General features: G+C 51.1%; 8 protein-coding genes. 3 read left to right on the plus strand and 5 right to left on the minus strand.

The window, feature by feature from the left end:
- Nucleotides 1-482: 482 nt before the first annotated feature.
- Nucleotides 483-1,070 carry a TetR/AcrR family transcriptional regulator gene (locus tag ROA7450_RS20485; protein WP_085807829.1) on the minus strand — a complete coding sequence of 196 codons (588 nt, stop codon included), beginning with the start codon at nt 1,068-1,070 and terminating at the stop codon, nt 483-485.
- 87 nt (nt 1,071-1,157) lie between these two features.
- Here ROA7450_RS20485 and ROA7450_RS20490 point away from each other — a divergent pair, with 87 nt between their 5' ends.
- Nucleotides 1,158-2,264, plus strand: a complete 1,107-nt coding sequence (locus tag ROA7450_RS20490; protein ID WP_159454123.1) for an NmrA family NAD(P)-binding protein — start codon at nt 1,158-1,160, stop codon at nt 2,262-2,264.
- Between the two features lie 48 nt (nt 2,265-2,312).
- Entirely contained in the window at nt 2,313-2,801 is a 489-nt protein-coding gene (locus ROA7450_RS20495) for a DUF8737 domain-containing protein (protein ID WP_085807831.1), read from the plus strand.
- Nucleotides 2,802-3,074: 273 nt separating this feature from the next.
- Here the strand turns inward: ROA7450_RS20495 and ROA7450_RS20500 are convergent, their stop codons facing one another.
- Nucleotides 3,075-3,308: a hypothetical protein gene (locus ROA7450_RS20500; RefSeq protein WP_159454124.1), complete on the minus strand. Its 234-nt coding sequence runs from the start codon at nt 3,306-3,308 to the stop codon at nt 3,075-3,077.
- A 280-nt stretch (nt 3,309-3,588) separates the two neighbouring features.
- On the opposite strand from ROA7450_RS20500, the gene ROA7450_RS20505 reads away from it, so the two are divergent.
- Nucleotides 3,589-6,597, plus strand: a complete 3,009-nt coding sequence (locus ROA7450_RS20505; protein ID WP_085807833.1) for a CHASE3 domain-containing protein — start codon at nt 3,589-3,591, stop codon at nt 6,595-6,597.
- A 540-nt stretch (nt 6,598-7,137) separates the two neighbouring features.
- On the opposite strand, the gene ROA7450_RS20510 is transcribed toward ROA7450_RS20505, so the two are convergent.
- The 3 genes from ROA7450_RS20510 to ROA7450_RS20520 form a co-directional block, all read right to left on the minus strand.
- Nucleotides 7,138-7,923, minus strand: a complete 786-nt coding sequence (locus tag ROA7450_RS20510) for a hypothetical protein (protein ID WP_085807834.1) — start codon at nt 7,921-7,923, stop codon at nt 7,138-7,140.
- A 221-nt stretch (nt 7,924-8,144) separates the two neighbouring features.
- Complete coding sequence (locus ROA7450_RS20515) at nt 8,145-8,438, minus strand: hypothetical protein (protein ID WP_085807835.1); 294 nt, start codon at nt 8,436-8,438, stop codon at nt 8,145-8,147.
- Nucleotides 8,428-9,309, minus strand: a complete 882-nt coding sequence (locus ROA7450_RS20520) for a DUF3987 domain-containing protein (RefSeq protein WP_234999621.1) — start codon at nt 9,307-9,309, stop codon at nt 8,428-8,430. The genes ROA7450_RS20515 and ROA7450_RS20520 overlap by 11 nt, the downstream gene beginning before the upstream one ends.
- Nucleotides 9,310-9,467: the final 158 nt, after the last annotated feature.

The following is a 9,467-nucleotide window of genomic DNA, read 5'->3' on the forward strand; positions in this document are numbered from 1 at the left end:
AAACAACGCGAAAGGATCAAACTGAAGACGCTCGAAGCGCGGCGCTTGCATCACCGCAAACACGCCGCATAATCAAACCAACAAGATGAGCCAAACTCTCACTTAGTTTAGGCCCACATTGGTTCCATAAACTCTGGTGACGGACACTGCACAACGCGACGCTAAAATTGTGGAATTGCAAAGAGCTTTGGCAGAGGCGGAAAAAATACTAGTTAACAATCGAATAAAGACATTGGCCTCAATTTCTGACATCCAAGCATAGCGCAGCATTAGACCTTTTGGGCTCGCTGCCGACATCGGAGCAAGCGCAGCATCAGCTGAACAGATTAACTTCTACCCGATGAGAACGGCCCTTAGCCGACATTGGACCATTCCAAAATTCTGCTCTCCGATTTCCCGGAAGCGGTCGTTCGTACGCAGCGCAGAAGAGCGGTCAATCTAGTTCGGCACGCAGTCATTGGCACGGTTGCCCTCAATGCAGCCTAGAGTCTGTCTACCGGCCATTGATCCTGCAGCAATTCGAGACCGGTGCATCCAGCTTTTAAGGCGCGGTCTGAGTCTTCGGCAGTTTCCGCCAAACGAGCCAGGGTAACGGCCCCCAACAGCAGAGCCATCGACGCCAAACCCTGTTCCATGCCAGTATCTGAGCTTTTTTGAAGGAGAGCCGCCATACGGGCGGACGCCGCCGCGCCAGCCTGTTGAGACACTCCTCCGGTTCGGGCAAGTTCGGTCCCCATCGCCGCCAGCGGGCAGCCCTGACCACCGTCCATGACATGTTCCCGGGAAAGGTAGGTCTTGATATAGTTGTCGCGTTCCCGATCTCGCCCTCCAGGGGTAGTCGCCTTTTCTAAGTCTGATACAACATCATCGACCGCGTGACGAAACGCGACCGCAACCAAATCCTCCTTCGAATCGAAATGCCGATAGAACCCGCCATGGGTCATACCGGCGGCTTTCATCACATCGGCGACGCTGGTCGACCCGATTCCATTTTGCCTGAACAGCCGCGCAGCGGCATCCAGTATCCTGTTGTGACTGCGCTGTTTTTCTGCGTCGGACATTCTTGGCATGGCTGATTTTCCAAAAGGGGTTGACAGTTAAGATTACAGCTATCATCTTAATTATAGATTGCAAGCATCATCTATTGGAGATTCACAGTGTCGCTAAAACCCAAGATCCTGGTCACCAGCGCAAGCGGGAAGACCGGATTGCAGACAACCCTTCAGCTCAGAGCGAAGGGGTTTCCTGTCCGAGCTTTTGTGCGGCGCAAGGATCACCGCTCTGACGCGATGGAGCGTTCCGGCGCTGAGATTTTCCTAGGTGATCAATATTCCCTGACAGATATGCGCCAAGCCATGCGGGATGTGCAGCGCGCATATCAATGTGCACCGACTGCCCCCAACGGCCTGCATTTCAACGCCGTTTTCACCGCTGCAGCCTATGAGGCCCGGCTTGAGCACGTCGTAACGCTCAGCCAGTGGCTCTCAAGCGCCGATCACCCCTCGCTTTTCACACGGGAGGTCTACCTGAGCGACATCCTGATCGGAATGCGCTCGGAGATGTCCGTGACCACAGTGAATGTGGGCTGGTTCGCCGAGAACTATCTCATGGGGCTGGGCATGGCAGCCCATCTGGGGCTTTTCACGATGCCTCTTGGTCAGGGTGATGTCAAAAAGAACGCCGCACCATCGAACGAAGACATTGCGAGCGTTGCTGTCGGCGCGCTCATTGACCCGACGCTCCATGCTGGCAAATCCTATCGCCCGACAGGTCCCATCCTAATATCGCCGAACGAGATCGCAGAGGCGATGGCGCGCGCCCTTGGGCGGACTGTGCGGTACATGGACATCTCTGAACGCATGATGGTCAAGGCACTAAAGGCCATTCCCCCTGCGAACTATTCCGAAGCCGCCGTCACGCAGCTTGCGATCTACGCAGATGAGTATCGGCGGGGAGCATTTGCAGTGAACGCCCCGACCGTGGATGTCCTCCGCGTCGGCGAGCGCGAACCGGAACCCTTCGAGAGTATTGTTCGTAGACGGGTGGCGGAGGATCCAAATCTGACAGGCAGCTTTGTCAAAAGCATGGGCGCGATGGGTGGCTTCCTGAAAATCCTAGCCACCCGACCCTTCGACCTCGACCGCGCTAAGGCGCAGCGCGATTATGTGCGGCTGTCGTCTCCGTCCTTCAGTCAGGACGATGCAGCGTGGCGCAGAAGCCACCAACCTCTCGTTTCGCAGGATACACCAGCGTGGGTTGCCTGAAGCTGCAATTCAGGGCGACTTCGTCAAATCCAGGAAAGGATATTCCCAATGACCCCGACTGCCATCTTTCTTCTCCAATTTGCGATGAGCCTTTTCGTCTTCGCGCTGATCGCCTCCTGGTACGTTGTACCGTGGCTCTCAAGCCTGTCAGCACCAGCCGCATTATCGGTGCTTCTTCTGCCCCATGCATTTCGATACATCGGCATGAGCTTCATGGTGCCAAATCTGAACAGCGGCGGCCTACCCGAAACGTTTGCCACCAGCGCGAGCTACGGTGATCTCCTAGCGGCGCTTCTGGCGATCAGTGCGCTATTCGCATTGCGCTGGCGGTCAGTGGTTGCGCTGCCCCTAATCTGGATCTTCAACGTCGTAGGATTGATCGATCTGGTCAACGCCCTTCGTCAGGCCGAGGCAATCGACTACTTCGGACCCACATGGTTCATCCCGACCTTCCTTGTACCCGTGCTCCTGGTGACGCATGTGATGATCTTCGCCAGGTTGATGAGCCGGGAAAGTACCCGAGCAGCTCCTGCTTGACAAAAAGCGCTAGCCTCTCGGCTGGACGGTGCAATAGGCCGTCCAGCTGGGTTCGATTCAGTTGAGGTCCACCTGCATTCGTCGGGTTTCGCTTTTAAAATCGGCCCATACCAGACTTTCATCCGTTCAAATATCCGGTGTTCTGATTTCCTCTAAGCGGAAGTTCATCGATAGCGCAGCAATATCGGGTCGTTATCTTGCAAGTTCAGACCCCATTTTACTCTAGTCGGTGCTCTTTACCGCCTGTCCGTTGTCCAGGACGTTCTCCGGTTTCTAGATAGAGTTCTTCTCCAGATCCTTCAGGCATAGTTCCAGATCAGCATACAGGCCTGATTTCTCTACGTTCAACCAATGACCTTCCCCAAGTGCACTTTCATCTTCGGGCGCAGATGGAACCCACTCCTGCTTCACATATTTGTATATGTCACGATCTTCAGACTCCCAGATTTCCCATCTGTGCATTCCGCCGCTTTTTATCTGCTCGGATCGTTTCCGCCATCTTGTCATCAGTTGAAACCTTGTATTTTGACCATATTACATGCTGGTTTCGGGTGTATTCAACTCTCTCCTCCAGTGAGATAGGGGAGAGCGATGCAAGACTAGATTTCTGATATCAAGTAGCGTCCATTTCCTTGGATGCCAAACTAACTCAACAGTTTTACTTAAGTTCTTTTCTCATACGAAAGTTTTTTATTCGACATGAGTGACCAGTAAGTAAACTGGGACTTGCTGGCTCATATTTGGTTTCATACGAGATTGTGATACTCTCAAAAATCGGAGGAAGGGGATGATCCGAAGCGTTGTTCTGATTGAAACCACCGATATCGTGAGGAAAGCGATAGGGATATGCGGCGCTTTGCTTTTGGTATGGTCCGGGCCAAGTCTATCGCAGCCAGTTGATGCCGCAGAAAAGCTGCTAAGCACCTATTATGCAAGCGTGGAAGAAGAACGTGCCTCGTTCAAAAAACTGGAAACATTGGTATCTGCGTATGAAACATCCAGAAAGCGGCTTGAAAATGAATCTGCCTCCGATGAAGCGTTTTTCAACGCAATAAGAGTATATCGCGAAGCTGAAAATCGCGCCAATGATGCCGCGCTAGAGCTAGGTGAGACCGAATTGAACCTTGCCATTCTGCGCGATGAGGAAAAGCGAAAGCGTAAAAAGTGGGACGAGTTAAACCGCATAAAGCAGTACCTTCCACCCGAAGAACTGGCAGTTCTAGAGTTCGTTGACCTACGCCTTCGTGAAATAGGCAAAAGCTATTCGGCGCTGTTCAAACAAAAAGAGAAACTGCAAACAAGTCTTGGTGGAGATGGTGACACCCAGGGACTTTGGAGCCAGCAGGCCGATGCTGCAGACAAACTCCTAACTGATCTTTCGGTTCTCGAAACGTCAGATCTAGTGACGCCGGTTATCGAAGCACAACTGGAAATGCGGTACGCGCTTAAAGAGTACGAACTGGCCAGACAGAGAGTGCACCACGCCTTTGAAACTTATCAGGCTGTCCGCAACGATACACCGCCCCCTTATATAAAATCGGTAAAAGTATTTCAGCACGGAATACTATCAGCTGAATTCGAATGGATAGAGCGGGGAGTCGAAGGCTACAGCGAACAGCAGATTGAACAGATTTCGAAACTACTGCGAAGCCAGATCGTCAAGCTGGGCAGCGAGATCACTCAGGTCGAAGAAGCGTTGCAGCAAGTCGTTGAAAACTTCCGAGAGATCTCCGAAATCCGAGAGGAATTGGACAGCGATTACCACTCCGCATTATCCACCGCTCGCGCAGCACATCTAAACGAGATTTTTGTCCGAACAGCCGTTGATATTTCAGTTGTGCTCGCCGAAGTTTACTTAACAGGCGGCACTGCGGCGGTGATCAGTTGGTCGGTAGATCAGGGCGCAAACGTAGCGCAAAAAATTCTTCTGCGGTCAGAAGGTAAAGCTATTCGCGCGGCAGGTGAACAAATCGGAACAGAAGTATGGAGCGAGATTAAGGCGCAAATCATCCACCGCAACCTCGCGAAACAACAGACACGATTGTTTAAGGAAGTTCGAGACCAGATAGTAGAGAGGGAAACAGAGACCGCGTATAGAAAGCTCGTTCGGATGTTTCCCGGCATAAATCGCGACACATTACGCAACACGGCAAAGGAATCTGGCGAACGCGCCGCAAAGAAGTTCAGTAACGCCTTCAGCGATGCAGCACTGGCGCGTTCAGACGCTGAAACGGCAAAGGCCGTAAGCGCGTGGTTCCAATCGTGGCAAGCCTTTGAGAGTGAAGCTGTGTTGGGACGATCTGCACTTTCAGAAAAGCAAGTACAAGCCGGCATAGATGCAGCGTTTACGGTGATCGGAACCCGAAAATCCATCGGTTATCTTCTGCCGGATTTGACCAATCTAGTTAAATCGGAGGATGATCCATTCAGTTTTCTAGGTTTCAGCACGGCGGGATCAAACCGAGCTGTCGCGGCAGGGCTCGCCTCGGACGGGCTGGAGGTCATTGTTGATCGTAGTATACATCTGCTTGCCACCGGCGGTGTCGCAGCCGCCGAGAAAGCCGGGCTAGAAGTTGCTGAAGTTTTTTCGTCCGTGGCTTACAAATCCGGATGGAAGGAAGTGGGCAAGCCCAGAGTATCGGACTTTCTCTCTGTGGTCGGCGCGGCCTCGAAGGCCCTTTCCACAGGATACTTCAAGGACATAGAATTTCAGGCTTGGGCCCGAATTGTTGAGCTGAATGCTCTCAGCCGAATACTAGCAGCTGATTATCTCGACCTTTCCATGCATCAGCAAAAGCTGTTGACAGCTATGAAATTGCTCCGGTTACAGCGCTCCAAGCTCATTGTTTTCAACGATGCAATTTTTGCGCCCAGAAAGAGGGAACTTGTTGAAAGTGAACTTTCTCTTCCTGTAAGTGATTTGGCTGCGGAATTAGTGATTGAAGTCGCGTTTTCGCGCTATGTCACACCTGGTACACGGTCCAATCTTGGCGGGCTCAAAGTTTCTTGGGATGGTATTGAATCTCAGCAAGCGTCAAAGGTCTGGCGTGGCCGGGTCAGCGGCTTGGAAACTCTACCTTTTGATGGCCACAACGCTTCTAGATTTCCTTTGGAAATCGATGCGATAGATTTGTTTGATCGTGTATTGGATAGTCAGCCACAATCACCTGCATGGAAGTCTGCAAAAGAGACGAAATGGCCCCACTATGAGCCGGGTGTGGACCAAGGCAACTACAAAATTCTCTTTGAAGCGAGTTTGGTAACCAGGCCATCTATGTGGACATCATGGACAAAACAGAGTGGCAGCTCCCCCGGGCAGGTTGAGGGTATAGTCTTGGGCCCGAATGAGTCCAGAATCGGCGTAACCTACACAGGTGAAGTCAAGTTTGCTCAGATGGACGGTGCAGGAAACAATTACTGGGTTCCTGACACCCCTTACCTCAGCGCCCAGGTGCCTTATGCCCCCGAAGGCACCGACATAATTGCGCTGGTTGGTGGCAGCGGTATACCCAGCCGGATCGATTTTAGCACACCTGTCAAGAACCCTGTGATGGCAATTGTTTCAATGGGGCAGGGTGGTGCTCCTGTGACCTACAATTTTGACCACCCCTTTTTAGTTTTGAGTTACGGTCATGGGTTCTGGGGAGACGGGCACTTTGAACTATCCGGAACAGTATTGAAGGGCCATGAAGCTCATGGCGTCATTCAATTTCAAGGAGTGATGTCGCAGATAAATTGGACCATACCTGATCCAGAGGACTGGCATGGTTTTACAATCGGCATCCCGTTTCAGTAACCAAATTGGTTTAGATATGATAAGCTGGAAGAGAATGACGATGTGGGACGGACATGGTCCGTTGTCGGATCTGATGAATTCAGGCTTCCTTACTTCATCAGGAGCGGATGTAGCACGCCAAGAACATCGTTTGCATTCATCTTGGGCCGCACGGCTAGCTCTCTGAACCACGCCGTGATCGCAGCGCTTAACTAGAACCCTCGTAGACTTAATTTCCGCTTTGGATGGATGTATCAACAACGTTCGCACTCGCGGCGAACTTCCGCTTCCCGTCCCGAGGTGTAAATTGACAATGTCAGCTTTGGGCCGTTGGTGCTCGATCTTTATTTTGTCCCGGCGCATGACCAATTAGATATGATAGGGGTTACGGGCCGGTAAGCCGAATTCTAACTATCAAAAATGTCGCGATTGGAGCCAAGAGACATCCTCGAATCTATGGACTAAATGTTGAACTTACTAGTGTCAGAAAACTCATAGTTTTCGCTAAATCATGCAGGACCTGACAAGACGGCGCTGGTCCTGCAGTTTAGATAATAAGAGCTATGCGTATTCCTTCGGGGCATTTTCTATTACTTCATTTAGCGAACGCTGAGAAACGTTGAAGTAAATATTCGGACTAGATGGATAGTTATTACGTTTGTCTGCATCTGTCTCAAACCCAGCATAAAATGCTGCCGCAATTAGCGCGGAATTGGATACATACTGACGAGTGAGTGTGACACCCTCAGCAAGAAAGTAATTTCGTTCTTCTGCCCTATGCTTGAGATTGTAACTCGTTTGTTTGCGGTTGATGTTCCGAATTGGCTTCAATGCTGAACATAGTGCGAGAGCGCGAATGAACTCATCATTCTTGCGTACGGTCAACAATTCTTCTCGCGACTCCACCAACCTCTTTTCCCTCAACTCAAAAATCCGTCTTGACCCTTCAATGGCGGATACGCCTTTTCGAATTTCTTTCTGCTCTCGATCCAAGACATATGTGCTGTGCTGACCGTATCCATCTCCATGCAGATACGGGTACTCTCTTGCAACTTTCGCAAAAGCGACGGAAGCAAGGGTTTGATGGCAAGCTAGCGCATCAAATGAAATTCCTCGATCATCAGCAAAAGTTCGAGCTTTTATAGGGTCAATTGTAAGATAGATATCCGATTCAGCTACCCGGCGCAGCGCATTTCGGAGCGATGCTAAGGTGGTAAACCCGCACCATCGCGAAATAAGTTCCAATCGATGTGTTGGGGCTATTCCAGGAAAGTAAAGCGCAGCAGCCTCTTTCAAGAGAGGATAATCTCTACAATTGAAGTGATAGTTGATGCTGATTGTAAGCATATCATTTCTCCGTTGGGATCGCGGTCGCCGATTACACACGCCCTAGGGTCAGAAATGACATGGACTGTAGATAATTCTTTAGAGAGAAGGTTTTACCCGGCGACAGGTATGGGATTCACCACATGCAAAAAGGTAATTTGTTACTGCAGTTTTTTCAAGGCACCACGCCTGCAATATCGCGCATTTTCAAATTCTAGATCAGCACGTCCAATCCGAACATTTCACTCTCCCGAAACCTTACCCATCATTTTCATTGCCAAATACTCTGCGATTTCTCTCGAATACTGCCCATCGAATTCAATGATCGCGGCGCGCTCTTCATATTCGTCTCGTTGCACGCGGTTTAGCTTTGCGACACGTGTTGCGACTTGCGACTCCCGCGACTTTTGCGACAGTTCCAAGCGTCGCTTCGGTTTTGAGGAAGGGCGCTGCGGCCCCTCCCCCAAGTCAAGAACCTCTGCGTTTAGAAAGGCCTGTCGAACCCGCTCTGCACCGATTGCAAGTTCAGTCTTCACTTACAATCCTCCAGGTTGGCGCTGCCCTTCTGCCACTCAATGCGGCCGTGGCTGCCGCCTCTCTCTCCAACCAGCCATGACGTTCCAATATAGAGACGAGTGGGTTTGCACAGGCCGAGCTCCTAAATCGATTGGGGCCGTATCTGAGGATCTGACGGATGCTGATCGTTTCCTCATGCCACTTGCTCTGCAGCCAATCGAGAAGTGCTTTCGCATCTCTTTGATCACTCGGGACTGGCCCCGCATCCAACAATCGAACGGTTTCGAGTAAATACCAATCGAGAAGTTCAATGGCATTCCTCATGACATCTGCTTTGATCTGCTCTGACGCCTCATTGTCAAATACCGTCATGACCCCTGCGATGCGCGCTGCATGCTCCACGGCCTTAGACGCAAAGCCTCGAATTTGACAAAACGCCTCTCCATCCCGCTGAGCGATCTCCACGCGCTCATAAAACTGCCGAAGCATGATCTTTGCCTCTGCTGAAAGCGTCAGCAACGGCGGCATAAGCTGCAACCTGTCTTCAGGATGAGTTAGGCTCGGTGAAGAGAGCAGCGCAGTCACACGTTCATGGAACGACCGATAAGCCAGAACATCTTCGATATCTGCCGCATCACTGAGGGGGGCCGTCCTCCAACCGATCTTGCTCTCAGGCCAGGCAAACAAAAACCGTGACCATATCCCTTGGCTTTTAAATGTTTGGTTCTCCAAAGACACATGAGCAATTGCAGGCTGGATCATCAGGTGCGTGCTGGTACGCTTTCCATAAAGCGTCAGATGATCAGACCCACTTCTGATGCGACTTATCTCTTTTCCATCCCAGAGCTTTGACAAGGACGTTATGGAATGAAGCTGGTTTTCAGACTTCATGCTGTATCCGCCTGTCCGTCACCAGAGTTTTTGGAACCAATGTGGGCCTAAACTAAGTGAGAGTTTGGCTCATCTTGTTGGTTTGATTATGCGGCGTGTTTGCGGTGATGCAAGCGCCGCGCTTCGAGCGTCTTCAGTTTGATCCTTTCGCGTTGTTT

The organism is Roseovarius albus (assembly GCF_900172335.1).
Lineage (GTDB): Bacteria > Pseudomonadota > Alphaproteobacteria > Rhodobacterales > Rhodobacteraceae > Roseovarius > Roseovarius albus.

Coding starts and splice junctions, on each gene's coding strand:
- ROA7450_RS20505 (WP_085807833.1), top strand. CDS start 3,589: ATGATCCGAAGCGTTGTTCTGATTGAAACCACCGATATCGTGAGGAAA.
- ROA7450_RS20500 (WP_159454124.1), bottom strand. CDS start 3,308: ATGACAAGATGGCGGAAACGATCCGAGCAGATAAAAAGCGGCGGAATG.
- ROA7450_RS20485 (WP_085807829.1), bottom strand. CDS start 1,070: ATGCCAAGAATGTCCGACGCAGAAAAACAGCGCAGTCACAACAGGATA.
- ROA7450_RS20495 (WP_085807831.1), top strand. CDS start 2,313: ATGACCCCGACTGCCATCTTTCTTCTCCAATTTGCGATGAGCCTTTTC.
- ROA7450_RS20510 (WP_085807834.1), bottom strand. CDS start 7,923: ATGCTTACAATCAGCATCAACTATCACTTCAATTGTAGAGATTATCCT.
- ROA7450_RS20520 (WP_234999621.1), bottom strand. CDS start 9,309: ATGAAGTCTGAAAACCAGCTTCATTCCATAACGTCCTTGTCAAAGCTC.